Source organism: Desulfopila aestuarii DSM 18488 (assembly GCF_900143695.1).
In the GTDB taxonomy this organism is placed as follows: Bacteria; Desulfobacterota; Desulfobulbia; order Desulfobulbales; family Desulfocapsaceae; genus Desulfopila; species Desulfopila aestuarii.
This window is the reverse complement of sequence record NZ_FRFE01000012.1, coordinates 147,197-167,028: the sequence shown is the minus strand read 5'-3', so window position 1 is coordinate 167,028 and position 19,832 is coordinate 147,197. Positions and strand designations below refer to the sequence as shown.

At 50.4% G+C, this 19,832-nt stretch carries 20 protein-coding genes; 13 read left to right on the top strand and 7 right to left on the bottom strand.

The window, feature by feature from the left end; all coding sequences use genetic code 11:
- Positions 1–229: 229 nt before the first annotated feature.
- A complete protein-coding gene (locus BUF15_RS13420) occupies positions 230–1,819 on the bottom strand; it encodes a TolC family protein (protein ID WP_073614003.1) in 1,590 nt (529 codons plus the stop codon).
- Positions 1,820–2,512: 693 nt separating this feature from the next.
- Between BUF15_RS13420 and BUF15_RS13415 the strand changes: the two genes are divergently transcribed.
- From BUF15_RS13415 to BUF15_RS13405, 3 genes are all read left to right on the top strand, one after another.
- Entirely contained in the window at positions 2,513–3,823 is a 1,311-nt protein-coding gene (locus BUF15_RS13415) for a PAS domain-containing sensor histidine kinase (protein WP_073614002.1), read from the top strand.
- Between the two features lie 14 nt (positions 3,824–3,837).
- Complete coding sequence (locus BUF15_RS13410) at positions 3,838–4,470, top strand: response regulator (RefSeq protein WP_073614001.1); 633 nt, start codon at positions 3,838–3,840, stop codon at positions 4,468–4,470.
- A 208-nt stretch (positions 4,471–4,678) separates the two neighbouring features.
- Positions 4,679–5,104: a hypothetical protein gene (locus BUF15_RS13405; protein ID WP_073614000.1), complete on the top strand. Its 426-nt coding sequence runs from the start codon at positions 4,679–4,681 to the stop codon at positions 5,102–5,104.
- A gap of 116 nt (positions 5,105–5,220) precedes the next feature.
- Here the strand turns inward: BUF15_RS13405 and nhaD are convergent, their stop codons facing one another.
- The 4 genes from nhaD to BUF15_RS13385 form a co-directional block, all read right to left on the bottom strand.
- On the bottom strand, positions 5,221–6,657 hold the full coding sequence (gene nhaD / locus BUF15_RS13400; RefSeq protein ID WP_073613999.1) for a sodium:proton antiporter NhaD: 1,437 nt from the start codon (positions 6,655–6,657) through the stop codon (positions 5,221–5,223).
- An 82-nt stretch (positions 6,658–6,739) separates the two neighbouring features.
- Positions 6,740–8,227, bottom strand: coding sequence for an SLC13 family permease (locus BUF15_RS13395; RefSeq protein WP_073613998.1), 1,488 nt, complete (start codon positions 8,225–8,227; stop codon positions 6,740–6,742).
- 39 nt (positions 8,228–8,266) lie between these two features.
- Complete coding sequence (locus BUF15_RS13390) at positions 8,267–8,791, bottom strand: CBS domain-containing protein (protein WP_073613997.1); 525 nt, start codon at positions 8,789–8,791, stop codon at positions 8,267–8,269.
- A gap of 38 nt (positions 8,792–8,829) precedes the next feature.
- The gene (locus BUF15_RS13385) at positions 8,830–9,270 is read right to left on the bottom strand and encodes a response regulator (RefSeq protein ID WP_073613996.1); all 441 of its coding nucleotides are present in this window, start codon (positions 9,268–9,270) and stop codon (positions 8,830–8,832) included.
- Positions 9,271–9,915: 645 nt separating this feature from the next.
- Between BUF15_RS13385 and BUF15_RS13380 the strand changes: the two genes are divergently transcribed.
- From BUF15_RS13380 to BUF15_RS27140, 8 genes are all read left to right on the top strand, one after another.
- Entirely contained in the window at positions 9,916–11,124 is a 1,209-nt protein-coding gene (locus BUF15_RS13380) for a response regulator (RefSeq protein WP_073613995.1), read from the top strand.
- 43 nt (positions 11,125–11,167) lie between these two features.
- Entirely contained in the window at positions 11,168–11,608 is a 441-nt protein-coding gene (locus BUF15_RS13375; RefSeq protein WP_073613994.1) for a response regulator, read from the top strand.
- A gap of 80 nt (positions 11,609–11,688) precedes the next feature.
- Positions 11,689–13,080, top strand: a complete 1,392-nt coding sequence (locus tag BUF15_RS13370) for a sigma-54 interaction domain-containing protein (protein ID WP_073613993.1) — start codon at positions 11,689–11,691, stop codon at positions 13,078–13,080.
- 13 nt (positions 13,081–13,093) lie between these two features.
- The gene (locus BUF15_RS13365) at positions 13,094–13,450 is read left to right on the top strand and encodes a NifB/NifX family molybdenum-iron cluster-binding protein (RefSeq protein ID WP_073613992.1); all 357 of its coding nucleotides are present in this window, start codon (positions 13,094–13,096) and stop codon (positions 13,448–13,450) included.
- Positions 13,447–15,171, top strand: a complete 1,725-nt coding sequence (locus BUF15_RS13360; protein ID WP_073613991.1) for a sensor histidine kinase — start codon at positions 13,447–13,449, stop codon at positions 15,169–15,171. The genes BUF15_RS13365 and BUF15_RS13360 overlap by 4 nt, the downstream gene beginning before the upstream one ends.
- Positions 15,161–15,553 carry a response regulator gene (locus BUF15_RS13355; RefSeq protein ID WP_073613990.1) on the top strand — a complete coding sequence of 131 codons (393 nt, stop codon included), beginning with the start codon at positions 15,161–15,163 and terminating at the stop codon, positions 15,551–15,553. The genes BUF15_RS13360 and BUF15_RS13355 overlap by 11 nt, the downstream gene beginning before the upstream one ends.
- Before the next feature lie 96 nt (positions 15,554–15,649).
- Positions 15,650–16,288 carry a sensor histidine kinase gene (locus BUF15_RS13350; protein ID WP_073613989.1) on the top strand — a complete coding sequence of 213 codons (639 nt, stop codon included), beginning with the start codon at positions 15,650–15,652 and terminating at the stop codon, positions 16,286–16,288.
- A 79-nt stretch (positions 16,289–16,367) separates the two neighbouring features.
- The gene (locus BUF15_RS27140) at positions 16,368–16,535 is read left to right on the top strand and encodes a hypothetical protein (protein WP_159441297.1); all 168 of its coding nucleotides are present in this window, start codon (positions 16,368–16,370) and stop codon (positions 16,533–16,535) included.
- Between the two features lie 95 nt (positions 16,536–16,630).
- Here BUF15_RS27140 and BUF15_RS13345 read toward each other — a convergent pair whose 3' ends face one another.
- Complete coding sequence (locus BUF15_RS13345) at positions 16,631–16,852, bottom strand: Nif11-like leader peptide family natural product precursor (RefSeq protein ID WP_073613988.1); 222 nt, start codon at positions 16,850–16,852, stop codon at positions 16,631–16,633.
- A 246-nt stretch (positions 16,853–17,098) separates the two neighbouring features.
- Positions 17,099–18,451 carry a diguanylate cyclase domain-containing protein gene (locus BUF15_RS13340; protein WP_073613987.1) on the bottom strand — a complete coding sequence of 451 codons (1,353 nt, stop codon included), beginning with the start codon at positions 18,449–18,451 and terminating at the stop codon, positions 17,099–17,101.
- Positions 18,452–18,573: 122 nt separating this feature from the next.
- Here BUF15_RS13340 and BUF15_RS27135 point away from each other — a divergent pair, with 122 nt between their 5' ends.
- Complete coding sequence (locus tag BUF15_RS27135) at positions 18,574–18,735, top strand: hypothetical protein (RefSeq protein WP_159441296.1); 162 nt, start codon at positions 18,574–18,576, stop codon at positions 18,733–18,735.
- 196 nt (positions 18,736–18,931) lie between these two features.
- Positions 18,932–19,798 (top strand): protease HtpX, encoded by an 867-nt coding sequence (gene htpX / locus BUF15_RS13335; RefSeq protein WP_073613986.1) that lies wholly within the window; start codon positions 18,932–18,934, stop codon positions 19,796–19,798.
- Positions 19,799–19,832: the final 34 nt, after the last annotated feature.

The following is a 19,832-nucleotide window of genomic DNA, read 5'->3' as shown; positions in this document are numbered from 1 at the left end:
ATGCCGTATTTATCCGTTATTTAGTTGTATTGAAAGACAAATTGAAATGCAAGGAGGTCGGTTTCCGTCAGCAGAGGCGAGGCTGAGCCGCATTGAGGGGGACGCATATCGGTAGTGGTTGTCTTTCCAGGGTGGTGTGTCCGGCATTGAAGTTAAGTACTGCAAGTAGGTGCTTATCGGAGTGAAGAAGTTCCGATAAGCACTTGCTGAATAAGGGTGATCGATGATGTTATTGTAACTGCTCGATCGGTATGTTGAATTTCTGAGGCTCAATGTATGGAGGAAGCGGTTTATCGTCTCTATGCGGATAGCCAGTGGTATTGACATTGTCGTCCTCACATCCGGCCGGTCTGACCGTTGAATCGACCGCTGAGTTGTCGCATTGATCGGAAATATCAACGACCACATCCTTGTCACGATTCTCATCCAGACCTTCATAGGAGACCGTATTGTCGGGGTCTTGTTGCGGAAGGTTCAGCGCGGTGCGCAACCCGGGAACATACTCATCGAGGAGTGCTCCGGTTGCCTGCATAAGCCGATAGAGAGAGATAAGATGGGCGAAGTCCGAATCCGCCATGGATATTTTTGACTCGGTATATTCGTTTTCCATATTGAGGAGATCGAGCAGGGTACGGCGGCCGACATAATATTCTTCTTTGAATGCATCCAGGGTCTTGGCGCTCTCAGCGACATGGTCTTTCAGGTACTTGGTCTTGTAATTTTCCGCCTCCATGATATTCCAGGCGAGTCGGACTGTTTCATTGACGTTACGCCTTTCGATATAGGAGCGCTGATATTCTTTCCTGATTGCCATCTGGTCTCTGGCCTGTTCGCTTTCGCGAAGTCCGCCATCCCAGAAGTTGTAGTTGAGGGTCAGGTAGGCACCGCTTTGGGTGGTATCGCCTCTTTCGCCACCGGTATCGTCCCGATATTGGCTCTTGAGCTCCAGATCTATGGAGGGGCGATCCGCCGCTAAGGATTTTTCATAGGTATAGCGGCGAGTCTCGATATTGTATTTGGCAACCTTCAGCGCCGGATGGTTCTTTAAAGCTACATCCACTGTTTCCGGCAGGGTCCCGGTCGGCGCGTATGCCGGCTCGGGTCTGACAAACTGTTCTGGCCGCAGCAACCGGCCGAACTGGCGATGGAAATATACCAGGGCCTGGTTCAGGTCCTGCTGTCTGGAGATATAGCTGGCTTTGGCCAGTGATAAACGTGATTCTGAGTTGTACAACTCAGAGACCCGGTTAAAGCCGGCATCGGTTTTTTCCCGAACCTGACGCATAATTCGCTCCTGGGTGAGCGCATTTTCTTCAGCAATCTGCAACAAATCCCTTGCCTTGATTACGTTGATATAGGCTTCAGCGCAAGCGAGGTAGACATTGTTGGCAACGTCCAGAACGTCATAGGCTGCAGCGAGGATGCGGGCATCGGTTTCTGCAACAAAGGCTGTACTTCTGCCGCCATTATAGAGATTTTGGCGGGCAAAAAGTGTGGCAGTTGTTGCAAAAAGGCTTTCACTTTTATCATTTGTGGGAACTCCATCTGTCCATTCAGGACCAGCGGAGAGGGTAGTGCCGATGGTGGGGCGAAATTCACTTTTTGCAATACCACGCTCAGCTAAAACACTCTGATACCTATTATAGGCCTCAAGAATCGAAGGGTCTGTTCGTGTAATATCTTCAAAGACCTCTTGAAGACTGACAGCGCCTGAGACAGGCTGTTCCGCAGCGGCAAGAAAGCCCGGTAGTAGGAGACCAGAGAGAAGGGCAAGAAAGCATGCCATTCTGAGTGAGATTTTAAATGGTTGTAAGGTCATATGCGCCTTCCTTTCAAGGGTAAAGATATAATAAGACTCAGCGAAGATTCATGCTGTAAAGATCATGGGGGGGGCGAATTGCACGAGACATTTTTCCCGCTGCAAAAATGATATTTTCATTTTGTTATTTTCCGATCTTGTCTATATCGGTTGGGAAGCCTGAAAATCAATGAAAATTCTTCATAACTTTCAATATATATACTACCTGTCATGGTATTTCCAGATCTTTTAAGACGTTCTTTTGTGGAGTAATTCATTGATATGTAAGGAATATTTCATATTTATGCCATTATGGTCAAGAAATTGCGGTGATTTATTAAAAATTGGAACATGGTAACAGATTGTATCATGGATGTTTGTGGTTTGGCGGTCGTTTAGCAGAATTTGTAAATCATCGAGATTTTGAAGTGCTTTTAAAACCGGAAAATCCTTCACGCGCACAGCTGTCGTAACATCTCATAAAAAAATAATCGTGGCCGTTCGGTAAACAGAAGACTGTCGGGAGGCACAACGATAGAGGCGAAAATAGTAAGATAGTACCAAATTCTCAAAGGATACCTGTGTCGCAGTCTGTAACTTTTTGATTCTGTTTGCGTTTAGGTAACTGAAGCTGTTGGGACGGAATTGGGAGGTGCCAGGACTAGGCGTCTCAAAACTTTGCAACTTACGGAACTTTGGAATTGGAGCGAGGGTGTGAACGGTAATTCTAGCAGTGCCAGCGCCTACTTTTCATCTGATGGTCTGGTTGTTCTTGGCGTAGTTCTCGGAGCAATGTCCTGGGGCTTGGAGTCATTTATCCATTCACAGATTTTTTACGATCAACAGCGGGATTTTATCTTGAGCCTGCTGATGCCTGATAGGCATGAACTCTGGATGCGTTGCATCATTGTCGCGCTGTTTGTCTCTTTTGGCTTCTACTCCCGAAAGGTTATACAGGCACTAAACGATGCACGGGAGGAGTTGGTCAAAGTCAATACAGAACTGGTCCAGATATTTGATACAGCGGCCGATGGAATGCGGGTTATCGGCGCAGACTTCAGTATCCAGAGAGCCAACAGCACCTTTTTGCACCTGGCTGGGGTTGGAGCGATGGATGTGGTGGGTCGGAAATGTCACGAGGTGTTTCAGGGTGAGAGCTGTCATACCGATACCTGCCCAATGATTCGGATACAGAGAGGGGAAGCGCGTGTTGAGTATGATGCGGTCAAAATGCGGCAGGATGGTTCCAGAATTCCCTGTATCGTGACAGCAACACCATTTTATAACAGCAGGCGTGAACTGGTCGGGATTGTCGAGGATTTCAAGGACATCTCCGAGCGAAATAAAACAGAACAGGCGCTTAGGGATTCTCATAATAAGCTGCATCAGGTGAGTACCCATCTGGAAATGGTCCGTGAGCAGGAACGCCGCACTATTTCCCGGGAAATACATGATGAACTCGGGCAGAATCTCACCGGCCTGTTGATGGATGTCCAGTGGCTTGTCCGTAATCAAGACGCCACCGATGCCGATGTTGATGAAAAGTTGACGGGGATGGCGAGCCTGTTGAATCAGACAATTCAGACTGTTCGCCGTATTGCCTCGGAGATCAGACCGGGGGTGCTGGATGATCTTGGGCTTCAGGCCGCGATCGAGGCGGAGGCGGACAAGGTGCGGGATCGGCTTGGAATACTTTTTGATATCGTTTGCCTACCGGAAGAAATGGAGCTTGACGAGCAATACAGGAACACCGTTTTCCGTATTTTCAAGGAGGCGTTAACGAATATTATCCGTCATGCCGGTGCATCCAGGGTGACCATTCGTCTCATGGTAGCCGCTGGTGGTGTAACACTCACCGTGAGTGACAATGGCAGGGGGATTACTGAAGATGAAAAAAGGGGAAATCGATCACTCGGGTTGGCGAGCATGCATGAACGGGCATGGCTCGTTGGTGGTTCATTGAGGGTTTTCGGCGAGCCAGGGCAAGGGACCACGGTTTTTCTCAATCTTCCCCATGCATATTAACAGGAGGGAGGGTGATGCTGAAGATATTGACGGCCGATGATCATGCAGTGGTTCGGGCGGGTGTGCGACAGATCCTTTCCGAATCAAAGGACATGCGAGGTGTGGTGGAGGCGGAAACGGGAGCGGAAGCAGTCAGGCAGGCGGCTCTTGGGCATTTTGATGTGATTCTCCTCGATGTCTCTTTGCCGGATAAAAATGGTCTGGAGGTTTTGAAAATGCTTCGGCAGCAGAATCCGGACCAGGCGGTGCTTATGCTCAGCATGCATCCGGAGGAGCAGTACGCGATCCGGGCCCTCAAGGCTGGAGCGAGGGGATATCTGACAAAAGAGAGCGCACCGGCTGAGCTGGTATCGGCAGTTCGCAAGGTTTCAAAAGGTGGGAGATATATCAGTCTTGCCATGGCGGAGAAGCTGGCTTTTTATTTGGACCAGGATCAGCAGTTAATGCCGCATCAGCTTCTTTCCGACCGTGAGTACCAGGTGATGTTGATGATTGCCGGCGGCAAAACCGTGTCCGAGATTGCCGACGAACTCGGCCTGAGTGTGAAAACCATCAGTACGAACCGAGTTCGAGCCATGCAGAAGATGGCAATGCGACACAATGCCGAATTTACCTATTATGCAGTGAAAGAGGGTCTTGTCTCGTAGGTTGTAGAGGAAATTAACTAATTTCCTTTTCTCATCTTGTAGGAGTTTGTCCTACAACATATACCTCCCTGCTCTGATATGCAGGGTGTTACCTCCCTGTTACTCTGGTCTCAAATAGGATGTCACTCTGGGTGGCATTCGGATGAGGTAACTCTCAGAGCCCTTCTCCTGGATCTTCTCCGGAGAAAAATGACAACACGTGAGGTACATGATGAAAAAGGTATATGTGATGGCGATGGCAATTGTTATGGCGGCTGGCGTGGCTTCGGCTGCAAACCTGAATTCAAATGATGTGTATGGGTCAGGCAACGACAATATGAGCATTGCCAAGGGAGTTGATTGTACTGGAGATCATGCCAAGGATCAGGACCAGAGGCAGGATGGCTCCTGCCAGGATTCTGTCGCCGGTAATGGACCTGCAACTGGTGACCAGGACGGTATTCCGGATCAGAAACGTGATGGTTCCTGTGTAGATTCAGTGGCCGCAAACAGAACCGGAGACAAGGACGGTACGCCGGACCAGGATCAGAAACGTGATGGTTCTTGTGCAGATTCCCTGGCCGCAAACGGAATTGGCGATCGGGATGGTACCCCAGACCAGCTTCAGGATCGTAAACAGGATCAGAGCTGTTAAGAGTTCATAACTATCAGCTGCGAACAACAACGCCCCAGACCGAATGGTCTGGGGCGTTGTTGTTTGAACACAAAGTGTAAAAAGACAGGGGGCCATATCCCCTGTCTGAGGCAGTACTAATGGAACATGCTGCTGTTGATCAAAAAGTGAACATAGATACTCGCAACATAGCCAAGTGCGATGGCCCAGGACCACTTGAGGTGGCCAAAGAAGGTGTATTTCCCCCTTGCCTGGCCCATCAGGGCTACTCCGGCGGCTGAACCGATGGAAAGCATGCTGCCGCCAACACCCGCAGTCAAAGTGACCAGCAGCCACTGACCGTGGGACATGTCCGGATTCATGGTGAGGACCGCAAACATTACCGGGATATTGTCGACAATGGCGGAAAGGATACCTACCATGACGTTGGCTGCCGTCGGCCCCCAGTCGAGGTACATGACCTTGGAGACCATGGCCAGGTAACCCATGAACCCGAGGCCGCCAACGCAGAGGATGATACCATAAAAGAAGAGCAGGGTGTCCCACTCCGCCCGAGCTACTTTGGCAAAAATGTCAAACGGCTGGATCTGACCGATTTCTTCCTGGGCTTTTCTTGGGTCATATGCAGATTTTTTCGAGTCGTGGGTCTTTTTCAGGTAAAAACCATAGAATTTCAACAGAGACAAACCGGCCATCATGCCGACCATGGGTGGCAGTTGTAGGAAGTTGTGGAAGCTGACTGCGGTGGCGATGGTCCAAAGGAAGAGCCCCATGATGACAAAGGCGCCGCGCTTCATTTTCAGATCAGCAATACCCGCTTGGGGCTGGGCATTGGGAATGGCAAAGCTCATGATGAAAGCCGGAACGACCCAGTTGATCACTGACGGGATAAAAAGTGCGAAGAATTCCGTGAACTGGACGATACCTTTCTGCCATACCATCAGGGTCGTGATATCACCAAAGGGACTGAAGGCGCCACCGGCGTTGGCTCCGACCACGATGTTTATGCAGGACAGGCTTATGAATTTGGTGTCGTCTTTTCCGATAGCCATGACCACAGCACACATGAGAAGAGCCGTGGTAAGGTTGTCGGCGACCGGTGAGATAAAAAAGGCCAGGAGGCCGGTTATCCAGAACAGTTTTCTATAGGAAAAACCGGCGTTGACCAATTTTACCCGCAGCGCTTCGAACACCAGCCGCTCATCGAGGGCGTTGATATAGGTCATCGCCACCAGCAGGAAGAGAAACAATTCCGCGTACTCAAGGATATTATGGCGTATGGCGACCTCTGCGGTATGGTCAATGCCGTGCGTGGAGTAGACAAGACCAATCAGACCCCAGATGATACCAGCGGCGAGCAGTACCGGTTTGGATTTCCGCATGTGGGTCACTTCTTCCAGCATTACGAGGGCGTAGGCAATAACGAAAACCGCCAGACTGAAATAACCAACCCAGTGGCTGGTAAGGTTAAGGGTCTCGTGGGTGGCTCCGCCTGATGCTGCCAGCGCTGTCCCGCCAAAACCAATTGCGGCCAAAAGCGTGGCCGCAAGACAAAAAAAACTTCGTTTCCGCATCACATAACTCCTGTTGTTGTCGATAGTTTTATGCTGCCGGCAGACATCTGCGTGTACTGCCGGCATATTGTGGTGGGTTCCTTTATGCTAGTGGAATTTTGGTCGCCATCCCCATCAGCGGCCAGATAACCGTTACAGCCAGCCAGACCACCACCATCAGCAGGATGGAGGCTGGAATACCGTACATCACGAATTCGCCGGTGGAGAACTGCTTGGAATTGTAGGCAATGGCGTTGGGTGCAGCGCCAACCAGCAGCAGAAACGGCATGCCTGCGACAACAAGAGAGGAGAAAAGAATAACCTCACCCGTTACGCCAAGGTACGGGGCGATAACCAATGCTACCGGCAAGGAGATGGCGATGGCCGCCACGTTCATGATGAAGTTGGTCATCATCATGACAAAGAAGGCCATACCCAGAATGAACACGATGCCCGGTGCGTCCTTGAATAGTTGCAACCAGTTGACTGCCAACCATTTGGCGGCGCCGGTCTCCCAGAGACAGAAGCCGATGGACATGGCTCCCGCAAAAAGCAGGATGATGTTCCAAGGAATCTCCTCAAGATCTTCCAGGGTGAGAATTCCCACCATGAAGAACGCGATTGTTGAACAAAGCATTATACCGGTCTTGTCCAGTGACGCAAGCGCAGGTACAAAATTTTTGAGGGCAATTACCACGATAGTGGTTAAGACAATGGTTATAGTTATGATTTCGTTGCGGCTCCAAACGCCAAGCTCCTTGTACATCCGCGTGGATCGTTGTTTAAGACCGTCAATTCTGGCTCTCTCAGGTTTGCAGAAGATCATGAAGAAACCCCAGAGCAGAAAAACCATCAGCCAGCCGATCGGAAACATGTACATGGTCAGCTCAAAGAAACTGATGTCCACCTTCATGATATCCTTATAGAAGCCCAGGGCGACAGCACCGCGGGCAGCACCCAGCAGGGTGATGATACTGCCTGCGCCCGCTACGTAGGCCATGCCAATGAAAAGCCCCTTGCCAAATTTGGTTGGTTGATCACTGTCGGAATAGAGGGCGTGTATGGCCATGAGCAGCGGAAACATGGTGGCGGCTACGGCAGTGTGGGCCATAAGGTGGGTAAGGGCGGCAGTCATGACGAAGCAGCCCAGGTATATCATGGAGGTTCTCTCTCCGACGATGGCCAGCATTTTGTAAGCGAGACGTTTGGTCAGGCCGGTCTTGGTGAAGACCATGCCGATAACGATGGAGCCGAAGATAAAGAGGACTGACGGGTCCATGAAATCTTTGAAAGCTACTGCGGGTTTTCTAATAAGGAAAAGGGCTTGCAGGGTGCCGATGGCGATGCTGGTCACGCCGATAGGCAGAACTTCGAATACCCACCAGGTCGCGGCCAGGGCGAAGACGGCCAGCGCCCCTTTGGCTTCCTTGCTGAGAACAAAATGCTCACCCAGCGGATCGATGGCGTCCGGCCAGGGCGGACACCAGTAAATGAAAGAGAAGAGAGCGATTCCTAAGAACATGAAAAAGGCACGCTTTTTGTCAAAGCTTGCTTTTTCCTGTGGTAATTGCGCGGCGGCTGCTGTGCTCATATGAATATCCTATATGGTTGATCGTTGCTTTCTGATGAGTTAGATGGTGCAGTAGCTACCGAGGACCCTGAATATGTCCTGCATCCGAATTGCGCCGGTCAGTACATTGTTTTCTGTTACTGGTAGGGTGGATTCGCCATCTTTCACCATGATCTCAAGAGCGTGGAGCAAAGACATTGATCCGTCGACTGAGCGATGGGGCTTGGTCATATGCATTTTTACCGTATGGGCCGCTTGCCGGCGGCATTCGCGACGGAAGCTGTCCTCCAGGAGGATGGAGAGATCGGTGAAGTGCTCTTTTTTTCCTTCGTAGATCCCTGAAGTGGCGGTGCCGAGGATCGACGGGAAAAAGCTGGTGAGAATGTCTTTGACCAGGATGTGGCCGACCAGTTGACTGTTGCCATTGGTGACGAGGATTTCATCATAATAGAGGTGGCGTCCATCGGCAGAGCCATTTTCGAGAAGCAGTGTTACGGCACTGCCGATCGGCTCGTTTTCAAGCAGATGGGGATATTGATCAAGGGGAATGAGGATCTGGCTGACGAGGGATATATCGTTTTGCATAGGGATCTCCCTGGGAAGTTTTTTGAATGGAAGTCTGATTACCAGCCGCGACTTTTCAGGATCTGGTCGAGCTCGTCCTGTGCCTTTTTTTCCAGCACATGAGTCCTTCTGTCCTTGGCCTCACCGATCTTGGTCAGCAGGGTAGTCATGTCCACAGGTTTCTGCAGGAAATCTCCCGCTCCTTTTTTCATGGCTGCGACCCCGCTTTCCACCGTGGCATGACCAGTGAGCATAATCAGTTCGGCGGTGGGATTGATGGCTTTGATTCGTTCGATCGTCTCGATGCCGTCGATGCCGGGCATCGAGAGATCGACGATGATCGCATCAAATTCCTGTTGTTCTGCCCTGGCAATGGCCTCTTGGCCACTGCTTGCAATCTCCACAGTCAGGCCCCGAATTTCGAGACGTTCAGAGAGGGTTTTTAAAAATTCTTCCTCGTCGTCCACCAGCAAGATCCTGGCTTTTAGTTGTGTGTCCATGTTGCTCTCCCTGAAATGATAGTATGTTGTACAGGACCGGTTCCTGTGCAGTGTGCTTATGGTTGTAACATCCTGCATCGATACAGAATGGACACTGGACATACAGCAACCCCCGTGCCATTCCCGACAAAACTTCATAACTTACTGAATATGTTTAGTAATGATTTTGTCTCAAGCTGTTGGGCGCGGATTGCTTTGAGATGCGGATTGTAGTTGCTGGGGAGACGAATAGATACTTTAAGTTGCAAAATGTTACATTTCGTTATTTAATGTATCTGGCAGTGTGCTGGTGTGTCAGTTGAGGGGGTGGGGCGAATGAAGCTTTTCTGTAGTGGTGGGTGCGAGGTCCGTTTGTGATTTTATCTCTATGTTTTCTCGTTGTTTGTTCGATATGTATCCCTTTGTGGCAATGTGAAGTATGAAGGCGATGTGAATCAAAACGTTACATTTTGTCGCGTGTAAGTGTAACGGGTTGTACGTAACATGCAGACATTATGTTTTCCGGAATTTTCTAAATTGTTGATATGTATATATATGTTTGTCGTTGCTCTGTTGTGGCACGGCGTGTGCAGATGGTGATAGTGAGACATCTGGGGATACAGAAAAACAATCTGTCACCGTAATATCAACACGAGAGGTTCAATTATGTCATCAATAGCCATTTTTCCATGTACCTTTACCCCGGCAGACACCATCATCCATGAATTGGCGAAAACGTTAGAGCTCGAAGTGTATGACGATGAGCATCTGCTAGCTGATACCGCCCGAAAACATGGGCTGAATATCGAGAAGCTCAACGCGGCAATGTACAATAAAACTTCAGTATTTAATCAGTTTACCCTGGAGAGGGAAAGGGCCATCAACCTTTTCAAGTCTGAGCTAGCCGACAGACTTGAAAGTCCAAAGTCCTATCTTTTTCATGGTTTTCTGACCTCTCTCATTTCTTCGAGGCTCACCCATGTTTTGAAGGTCTTGGTCGTTGACTCCAGGCAGGAGCGGATTGCCCATGCTGTGGAATCTGGACTAACGGAGCGGGAAGCGAAAAAAGCGGTGAAGGCGCATGACATCAAGGCCTATAACTGGACAGATTTTCTCTTCAAGAAAGAAGCATATGACAGTTCGCTCTTCGATCTGGTAATACCTGTTGAGGGCAAGTCACCGGCCGAGGTCCAGGAGGTTATTGTGAAATGCCTGCATACAACTTCGGTTTTGAGGACGCCGGAGTCCATGGCGGCGGTTGGAGACTACCAGATTGAGGTTGAGGTCGAAAAACTGCTGTTAAACGGCGGTCATCGGGTTGTGGTAGATTGTCAGGGCGGAGATGTGACGCTGACGGTTGAGAAAAGTGTATTTAATTTTAGTAAACTCGCTACAGAATTGACAGATCTTGCAGGAAAGGTCGGCGGGGTCAAACGGGTGCATGTGGAAAAGAGTGTAAACTATAACGACTCGATTTACCGCCAGCAAAAATTTGAGCTGCCTTCAAAGGTTCTCTTTGTTGACGATGAAAAAGACTTTGTTCAGACCGTTTCTGAGCGACTGATTAGCCGTGATGTTGGTACCTACGGAGTGTTTAACGGTGAAGAGGCACTCGAGTTGATTGCTGATGATCAGCCGGATGTGATGGTTCTTGACCTGAAAATGCCTGGCCTGAATGGTGTCGAGGTGTTGCGTAGAACGAAAGAAGTGGCCCCGGATGTTGAGGTAATTATCTTGACCGGCCACGGTACAAGTCAGGACATGCGAGAGTGTATGGAGCTTGGCGCCTTCGCCTATATGAATAAACCGGTGGACATCGAAGAGTTGTCGGCAACCATCAAGGCTGCCAATGACAAAGTTCATAAGAAAAGTTGAAGTGTTGGATTGTTCTGCGAAAAATGACCGCGAGGAGGTGGAAATGGAGACAGCACTGCAAACCAGGATTCTACTGGTGGATGACGAAGAAGAATTCATCGCCACTCTAGGGCAGCGGCTTGAGACCAGGAATCTGAAGGTGATGGCTGCGACCAGCGGCGAGCGGGCCATCGAAATTGTGGACAGTCAGGATGTCGACGTGATTATCCTTGATCTGGCAATGCCCGGTATGGATGGACTTGAGGTTTTGCGGCGAATTAAGAACGGCCACCCGGAGGCAGAGATCATCATGCTGACAGGTCACGCCACCATTGAGTCAACAGTCGAGGCTATGAAGCTTGGGGCAGAGGATTTTCTTGAAAAACCGGTGGACATGAAAGAACTACTCGAAAAAATACAGGAAGCAAAACAAAAGCGGGTCCTGGTGTTGCAGGAAAAATCGAAGGCGGAAATTGAACAGATCCTCAAGACCCGCGCCTGGTGATGCTTTGGTAACGGTTGGAAACGGAACTTGCGATTCGCAATGACATTTTCGCCGCGGGTCAAGGAGTGGGTTGAGAAAGCATGATGCCGAAATTCGTCCCGGAGACAGCGACCCTGCTGGAGGGCATTCCCTACCCGGCAATGATCCTTGATGACACCTTCAGGATTGTTGCCATGAACCGCCTCATGGAGGCCATGACCGGCTATCCGCTGGATCGGGTTATCGGTATCCATGGTGAACTGGTGGTGCGCAGCAATACCGGTAACTCCAGGGGCCAGAATTACAGCCGGGTTCTGCAGACGGAAGAGTCTCTTTCTGTCAGTGGCGATATCATCAACTGCTATCGGCGTAAAATTCCGATCCAATACACCATATCACCGGTAAAAAGCGAGAGCGGTGTTCCTGGGCTACTGGTTATTGCCGAAGATACCTCCGCCCGGGTCGACGTCAGCAAGAGCAGTATGCGTGATTTTGCTTCCGAGGAGCTTATCGGCTACAGCCCGAAGATGCAGAAGGTGTTCGACATGATACCGCTCATGGCCCACACCGATGCCTCAGTGCTGATCACAGGTGAAACGGGTACCGGCAAAGACAAGATTGCCGAGATCATCCACCGTGAATCTGATCGTGCGCGTTTTCCGTTTATTAAGATCAACTGTGGGGCACTGCCTCTCGATCTTCTGGAATCTGAGTTGTTCGGCCATGTGAAAGGTGCATTTACCGGGGCGTCGCGCAATAAGCCCGGCATGTTCAAGCTGGCCGACCGGGGGACTCTCTTTCTGACGGAGATCGGCGATATGCCGCTGCCTCTGCAGGTAAAACTGCTCTCGGTGCTGGATGATCGACAGTTCATCCCCGTTGGCGGTGAAAAAAGTATCAGCGTCGATGTACGGATTATTGCAGCCACCCATCGTCCGCTGCGCGAGCAGGTGCGTCGCAACGCCTTTCGTGAGGATCTTTTTTATCGCTTGAATGTATTGCATGTGCATCTTCCTCCTTTACGGGAACGGGAGGGAGATATCCGTTATCTACTCGATCATTTTCTTGAAAAGTATACGCAAGCGCTTGGCAAGACCATCGTTGGTTTTACTCCGGGAGTCATGCAGAGTCTCCTAGACTATCCTTATCCTGGCAATATTCGGGAAATGAGCAACATCGTTGAGTATGCCGCCAACATCTGCAAGCGCAAAAAGATCAGTAAAGAGCATCTGCCGCCATATATCTTCGAAAAACAGGAGAGTGAGATCCTTAATGAAGAACCGGAGCCGGACGCCCCGAGGGTGGAGGCGTCTGTTACGAATATTGAGGAGAAGCGCAATGGTGAAACAGGTGAAAGCTGGGGTGCAATAGAGAGGCAGATGGTGGTCGATGCCTTAAAAGAACATGGCGGCAACAGGAGTAAGGCTGCGGATGATCTTGGCTGGGGCAGGATGAAGCTGTGGCGGAAAATGAAAAAATACAAATTGCTCTAGGAGGGGGGCTTGCGTGAGAAAATTGCTGATTCCCATTCAGGGCGATTTTGTTGCTCCGCGGTTTGACCTGGCAACGGAAATATTCATGGCCCGTTTTGAAAACGGTGAGGTCGTGGGAGAACCGAAGACCATTATCATGGAGCGGCCGTCAGACGAAGGGCTTTGCCAGATGATCGTTGAGGAGCATATCACCGATGTGGTCTGCGGCGGAATTGAGGAACTACACTATAATTTCCTGGTCTGGAAAAAAGTGAAAGTATTGGACGGTATTATCGGGGGGTGGCAGATGGCGCTGGAAAAGGCGCTCTCCGGCCGCTTGCAGCAGGGTGAGATTCTCCAGCAAAACAGTGACGAGCCGTTGAGCTTATGAATACCAAGAATCCATTTACAATTTTTGACTGGATTGCCCCGAATGCGGTGAGAAATCCGGTCGATGCCGACTCCGGCCAGCGGAGTTACGCTCAGCTCAGTATGGTGCTCTATTCGAGCATGCTGCTGATTGCCATCGTTCCGGTGCTGGTGGTCGGCTGGCTTGGCTATCAGAACTATAACAGGCTCTTCCAGATTTCCGAGCAGGAGGAATTGCAGTGGAAGATAGATGGCAAAATAAAGTCCATTGAGCATATGGTCACTAGTCTAAAGTCTGTAGTACAGTTTACCGCCCGTCGGGACCGCTATATGGAATTGACGGAAAATGATAATCTTGAGGAACTCTTTATTCGTATCCAGCACCAGTATGCCTTCTTTGCCGATCTCGGGGTGATTGACCAGAGCGGTATCCAGCAGGCATATTACGGGCCGTATAACCTGCAGGGGGCTGACTATTCAAAAGAGAAGTGGCTGCAGGAGGTGTTCGACAAAGGCGTCTATATCAGCGGTGTCTATACCGGCTACCGTAAGGTCCCTCATTTCGCCATTGCCGTCAGCAACCTCGACCCGAAGACTCGTCAACTCTGGGTGTTACGGGCAACTATCGATGCTTCAACTCTCCAGGAGTTTATCGATACTATCAAGACCAACGCAACCGACGACCTGTTCCTTGTGGATGGCAACGGGGTGCTTCAGACCTCGTCGGGCTATTACGGCAAGACGCTTGCAAAGTTCGGCTCACCGGTTGAGGTCGGAATTCACCATAAACTTTCGGATCGGGGGGAGGACACCTTCGAGGCCATCGGGACCATAAACAATACACCCTGGTCTCTGGTACTGCTGAAGCGTCGCTATATTCATCACGACGAGTGGAAGAATTTCCGGGCCAGGTTTATTTTTATCATCTTCACTTGTATCTTGATGAGTCTGATAGTGGTCCATACTCTGGTGAAGATGCTGACCGGCCTCATTAAAAAGACCGACGAAATGCAGATAGCAATGCTGAAAGAGGCCGAGCATACCGACAAGCTTGCCTCCATCGGCCGGCTGGCGGCAGGTGTCGGGCATGAGATTAACAACCCCCTGGCGATCATCAGCCAGAAGGCGGGATTGATCGAGGATCTGCTGGAGATGACCAGTGATTTTGAATATAAAGACACCGTTAAAAATAACCTGGGCGGGATTTCCAAGAGTGTGGAGAGGTGCAAGGCCATCACTCACCGGTTGCTCGGTTTTGCCCGGAGAACTGACGTGACCGAAGAACCACTGCAGGTAAACGATATCATCGGTGAAGTCTTGCAGTTTCTGGACAATGCCATGCTCTACAGCCGGATCAAACTCGAGCTGCATCTGCAGTCAGATTTGCCAGAGGCAGTGAGTGATCGGTTGCAGTTGCAGCAGATATTCTTGAACATCATCAATAATGCCATCGATGCCATCGGCAAAGACGGGGTGATTTCCATAACCACCCATACTGTGGCAGGCGATGTCAGGGTTGTTATCCAGGATAATGGGCCGGGTATCGACAAACAGATCCTTCCCCATATCTTTGAGCCGTTCTACACAACCAAAGAGACCGGCAAAGGGACTGGGCTTGGACTTTCCATTTGCTACGGGTTGATCAAAAAACTGGGCGGCGACATCACCGTCAGGTCGGTGGTTGGTCAGGGGACGGCCTTTACAATTACAATACCGGTACACAGAGAAGAGCATGGAGAATAACGAGAAAGATAAAGGGATACGCATCTTGGTTGCCGATGATGAGGTGGAGTTTGCTTCAACCCTGGTTACCCGGCTGCAACTGCGGAAGTTTCAGGCCAGAATGGTCAATTCGGGAATAGATGCGCTGGCAGCGATTGATGAAGAGGTGCCGGATATTTTGCTGCTCGATCTGAAAATGCCGGACTTGGACGGTCTTGAGGTGTTGGCGAAGTTGCGTGAGAGCTATCCTCACCTGAAGGTGGTCATTCTCACCGGCCACGGCTCGTTTGAGGCGGGCCGGGAGGGGATGGAGCTGGGCGCTTTTGATTATATAATGAAACCGGTGGATCTGAATCGGCTGATAGCAATCGTAAAAAGCGCCTGTGGAGATTCAAAGGCGTAACGCTTGCATGAATAATGTCCCGGGGTGTCGGGCGATCTCCCTCTAAGGGGCTGCCAGTGGGCCGGATATTCCGGAGAAAGCAGCTAGGTGTAGGATATGCGGAATATAGAAAGTGTGGATGGGCTTTGTCTTCAGGTCTTTGGGGCGATTTCTGCCATGGTATCCCATGATCTGAAAAATACCCTGGCGATTATTAACGAGAATGCCGGTTTACTCGATGACCTGGCACTTATGTCAGGGGATTCCGGGGTGCCGGCAGAACGGGTACAGAAGGCCGCTGCCAAGGTCGCTCAGCAGGTAACAAGGTCCAACACCATCATCAAGAACCTGAATCGTTTCGCCCACAGCGGCGATGCGCCGGTGGCCAGGGCCGCGGTCAGTGATATCCTGCAGTTGATGGCCGATCTCACCACCCGTAAGGCGGCCATGCGCAGTATGACCGTGATGGTTCAGAGTGATCCTGATCATCAGGTGGAACTTGGTTTGTTTCAGCTTGAGGCATTGTGTTATCAGATTTTGGTCCACCTCTATACTGTTGCGATTGCCGGCACGGCTGTAACCATAACCTCGCATGTGAGTGATGAGGGTCTTGTCATCCGTTTCGCGGTGCATACGAGTGACCTTTCGAGTTTGGGGGTGTTCCCCGGGAAAGAAGAGCGGGTTCTGCTTGAAGCGTTGCAAGGTCGTTGCGTGGTCGATGAGGATGCGGTACTACTGACTCTGCCGGCAGTGTAAACGAAAAGACTCGACGGATTGTCCGGCTGCCTCGGGTTATTACGGGTTACTTGACAATATCTGACAGACAGGAAGGGACATGCATTTATTTGAGACGGAAAAAGGTGACAGGTGGGTCTGTATCCACTGTGGTGTGGAAGAAAAAGAGATGATTGAACAAAAGAAGTGGGAGTACATCTTTGACAGGGAAGACCAAACCCTCAGGTGCTCGATCTGTGGTAAAGCAGATTATGATATCGAAGACTAGCCTCGACTTTTCAGAAGAGAAAACGACGGGTTGACCTCAATGGCAACCCGTCGAATTTTTCTTCCGCCTACCCCCGATTTCTTGAGAAATTCGGGTTAAAACCACCAGATCATACGTTTTGGCGGATTGCCAAACGAATCAAATGAATCACCGGACTCGCGGAGTACTTCTTTCAACTCATCGGCAGTGAAATCGTAGCCGTCGGTTACAGCCGAGGCAACAAAATCGTCCATACTTTTCAGAGCATCGTATTTGGTGCGCAGGGGCTGGCTTTTTCCGCCGGCGATAAGCAGTTCCTCAACATTCTTTTTGGCCATGGTTTTCTCCTTTGTTGCATCAATCTGTTGAAACAGCCTGGAAGGTCTATAGGTTTCTCTAGAGCAACTGATATGCCAAAGGAGACTAATGGTGTGTCGAATTGTTATTGTCTAGTATTTACAATTACATGTGTTCTTTTTCGCTTGAGGCTGCCCTTGATGTTCGCTTTGTCGGGAATGGCAGGAACTAGACAATAATGTCTCGCAACGACAAAAATGTAGCAAGCCTGGCAGGGTAGCTGGCCGTTATTTTCGTTTATTGCTTTTGGCTGTATACATTCTGCGGTCGGCATAACGAATGAGTTCGTCGGCGGTGGTGCCGTCGTCCGGGTAGATGGAGGCACCGATACTAGCCTGAATCTGGATGGTGACGCCATTGTCCAGCGTCAACGGATGGCGGATCAGTTGGGCGATTTTCTCAACCAGACTCGGGATATCTTCAGCTTTGTCGGTATCCTGCATCAGGAGAATGAACTCATCGCCGCCGATCCTGGCAGTAATGTCGGAGTGCCGCAACCCTTCGGTCATACGTAGTGCGACTTCTTTTAAAACATGGTCGCCGTGTTTATGGCCGTAGGTGTCGTTGATGGGTTTGAAATTGTCAAGATCGAGATAGACAATGGCAAACCGTCCTTGTTTGCGGGTGGCTGAAAAGACCGCCTGTTTTACATGCTCGAAAAAGAGTCGCCGGTTGGCAAGACCGGTCAGGGGGTCGTGGAGGGCCAGATAGCGGATACGCCGATACGAACTGAACAGGGCAAAAACCAGACCGCTGACAATAAATGAGACGGCAATACCGAATCCCCGCAGGAACAGGAGCAGTGGCGGCATTGCCGCCAGTTCAGCTGGTTTCGCTGCAAGAATCCAGTTGCCGACAGGAAGACTGATAGGGAGTTGTATCGACTCTTTATCGGTGAAGAGCGATTCCTGGCCAAAAAATACTGCGCCGTTTTCTCCCAATCCGTCTTTGCCGCGGAGGGCGTACCTGACCCTGGCATCATGCTCGGAGAGGCCGCATGCTTTGTAAAAATCGCCAACGTTGATAACAATGCTGGCAAGCCCCCAGTAACTGTCTTCCGATCCGGCAAGAAAAATCGGGATACGACTGATGAAGCCTTCACCACCCTGCTTGAGGTTCACCGGACCGGCAATGACGGTGTTTTTCAGCTTGATGGCTCGCACCACCGCCTCTTTTTGCTCCGGGTGATCCATATATCGAAGTCCAAGTGCCTTTTCGTTGCCCTCGAATGGGTAGATATGGTTGATAACGTTATCTTTGGCCAGGGCGATATTACGCAGGTTGGGCGCCTTATTGAGCAGTTCTTTGGCAATACCCACAAACTCACTTTCGGTGAATGTCGGGTTAATGGAGACAAAGAGAACGAGCCCGGTGGAAAGATTCAGCGTGGTGTTGATCTCACGCTCGATGTTCAGCCGGACTGTGGCGGCCTGGTTGAAGACTTCACTATGCTGCAATCCATGCTGGTGTTGGACGTTCAGATGAAAGAAATACTCAGAGACAATGAGCAGGGCGCAGAGCGTGATGACTGCAAAGAAATGGGGAAGATATTTTTGGCTGAACAGAAATTTCATTTCCATGGGTGAGTTGTTCTTCCCTCGCTGCAGGATACAGTTTTGCAAAACATTTTCTCATATTGATAACAGTACCAGATCATTGGTGCATGGTGAACCCTGTTCGTGCAATTGAGTAAAAAAAGATCATGAACCGGTTAGACCGATATCTTGAGGCAAAGAATAACTGCAGTTCACCCGGTCCATACTGTGGTGAAGAGGCGAGTCGTAAAATGGAGCCGGCTGGCGTAACACGAATGAAAACTCCTGGAGGAGCACTTCAGGTCTGCCGTCAGGAAGGAGTGAGTTAAGAGGAAAGCCGTGTACTGTTCTTGGATACCTCGGTGCAAAAGAGCATAATCGGCATGGTAATCTACGATATTCTGTCGTTATCTCTTGTCGTCAGAACCGGAATGGTTATTCTGACAAAAGAAAAATATAAACGCTGCACAGTCTGATGTCTGGCAGGTGCAGTAAATCTCGATTTTCGATAAAAAGGAGGAAAAAGTGTTACGAATAGGTCTCTATTTGGCAACAAACCTAGCTATTCTGGTGCTGCTCGGGATTGTAATGAGTGTCTTGGGGGTCGATTCCCGATCTACTTCGGGTCTTCTGGTAATGGCCGCCATTTTCGGTATGGGCGGTTCGTTTATCTCGCTGGCCATGTCGAAATGGATCGCTAAAAAATCCACAGGCGCCGTCGTTATTACCCAGCCGTCCAACCCCACCGAGCAGTGGCTGTATGACACGGTTGCCCGGATGGCGAAAGAGGCGGAGATCGGTATGCCGGAAGTGGCGATCTACGATTCTCCCGACATGAACGCCTTCGCCACCGGCATGAAAAAGGATGATGCCCTGGTAGCGGTATCGACCGGGCTGTTGCAGAATATGGCGCGGGACGAAGTCGAGGCCGTTCTGGCCCATGAAATCACCCACGTCGCCTGCGGCGATATGGTTACCATGTCGCTTATCCAGGGCGTGCTGAACACCTTTGTCATTTTCCTGTCGAGGATGGCGGCAAATGTTATCAATAATTTCCTGTCAAGCGATGAGGAAGGCGGAGGCTTGGGCTTTTTCGGCTATATGGCGGTGACTATTGTCCTTGAGCTGGTGTTTGGTCTTTTTGCCTCGATCATAGTCATGTGGTTCTCGCGGCGTCGCGAATATGTGGCCGATCGCGGGGCGGCCTATCTGGTTGGTAAAGAGAAGATGGTAAACGCTTTACGACGATTACAGCTGAGCCACGAACCGTCCCATCTGCCTGAGCAGATGGCGGCTTTTGGCATTCGGCCGCGTCAGGGCGGTCTGGCAGATTTACTGCGCAGCCACCCGCCGCTTGAGTTGCGAATCTCAGCGTTGCAGAACATGGAATAATGAATTGACGAATGGGGCAGATTTCCGCCCCATT

What these genes read in the sequence shown, in the direction of transcription:
- BUF15_RS13420 (WP_073614003.1), bottom strand. Translation starts at nt 1,819, where the DNA reads ATGACCTTACAACCATTTAAAATCTCACTCAGAATGGCATGCTTTCTT.
- BUF15_RS13410 (WP_073614001.1), top strand. Translation starts at nt 3,838, where the DNA reads ATGCTGAAGATATTGACGGCCGATGATCATGCAGTGGTTCGGGCGGGT.
- BUF15_RS13405 (WP_073614000.1), top strand. Translation starts at nt 4,679, where the DNA reads ATGATGAAAAAGGTATATGTGATGGCGATGGCAATTGTTATGGCGGCT.
- nhaD (WP_073613999.1), bottom strand. Translation starts at nt 6,657, where the DNA reads ATGCGGAAACGAAGTTTTTTTTGTCTTGCGGCCACGCTTTTGGCCGCA.
- BUF15_RS13395 (WP_073613998.1), bottom strand. Translation starts at nt 8,227, where the DNA reads ATGAGCACAGCAGCCGCCGCGCAATTACCACAGGAAAAAGCAAGCTTT.
- BUF15_RS13390 (WP_073613997.1), bottom strand. Translation starts at nt 8,791, where the DNA reads ATGCAAAACGATATATCCCTCGTCAGCCAGATCCTCATTCCCCTTGAT.
- BUF15_RS13385 (WP_073613996.1), bottom strand. Translation starts at nt 9,270, where the DNA reads ATGGACACACAACTAAAAGCCAGGATCTTGCTGGTGGACGACGAGGAA.
- BUF15_RS13380 (WP_073613995.1), top strand. Translation starts at nt 9,916, where the DNA reads ATGTCATCAATAGCCATTTTTCCATGTACCTTTACCCCGGCAGACACC.
- BUF15_RS13375 (WP_073613994.1), top strand. Translation starts at nt 11,168, where the DNA reads ATGGAGACAGCACTGCAAACCAGGATTCTACTGGTGGATGACGAAGAA.
- BUF15_RS13370 (WP_073613993.1), top strand. Translation starts at nt 11,689, where the DNA reads ATGATGCCGAAATTCGTCCCGGAGACAGCGACCCTGCTGGAGGGCATT.
- BUF15_RS13360 (WP_073613991.1), top strand. Translation starts at nt 13,447, where the DNA reads ATGAATACCAAGAATCCATTTACAATTTTTGACTGGATTGCCCCGAAT.
- BUF15_RS13355 (WP_073613990.1), top strand. Translation starts at nt 15,161, where the DNA reads ATGGAGAATAACGAGAAAGATAAAGGGATACGCATCTTGGTTGCCGAT.
- BUF15_RS13350 (WP_073613989.1), top strand. Translation starts at nt 15,650, where the DNA reads ATGCGGAATATAGAAAGTGTGGATGGGCTTTGTCTTCAGGTCTTTGGG.
- BUF15_RS27140 (WP_159441297.1), top strand. Translation starts at nt 16,368, where the DNA reads ATGCATTTATTTGAGACGGAAAAAGGTGACAGGTGGGTCTGTATCCAC.
- BUF15_RS13345 (WP_073613988.1), bottom strand. Translation starts at nt 16,852, where the DNA reads ATGGCCAAAAAGAATGTTGAGGAACTGCTTATCGCCGGCGGAAAAAGC.
- BUF15_RS13340 (WP_073613987.1), bottom strand. Translation starts at nt 18,451, where the DNA reads ATGGAAATGAAATTTCTGTTCAGCCAAAAATATCTTCCCCATTTCTTT.
- BUF15_RS27135 (WP_159441296.1), top strand. Translation starts at nt 18,574, where the DNA reads ATGAACCGGTTAGACCGATATCTTGAGGCAAAGAATAACTGCAGTTCA.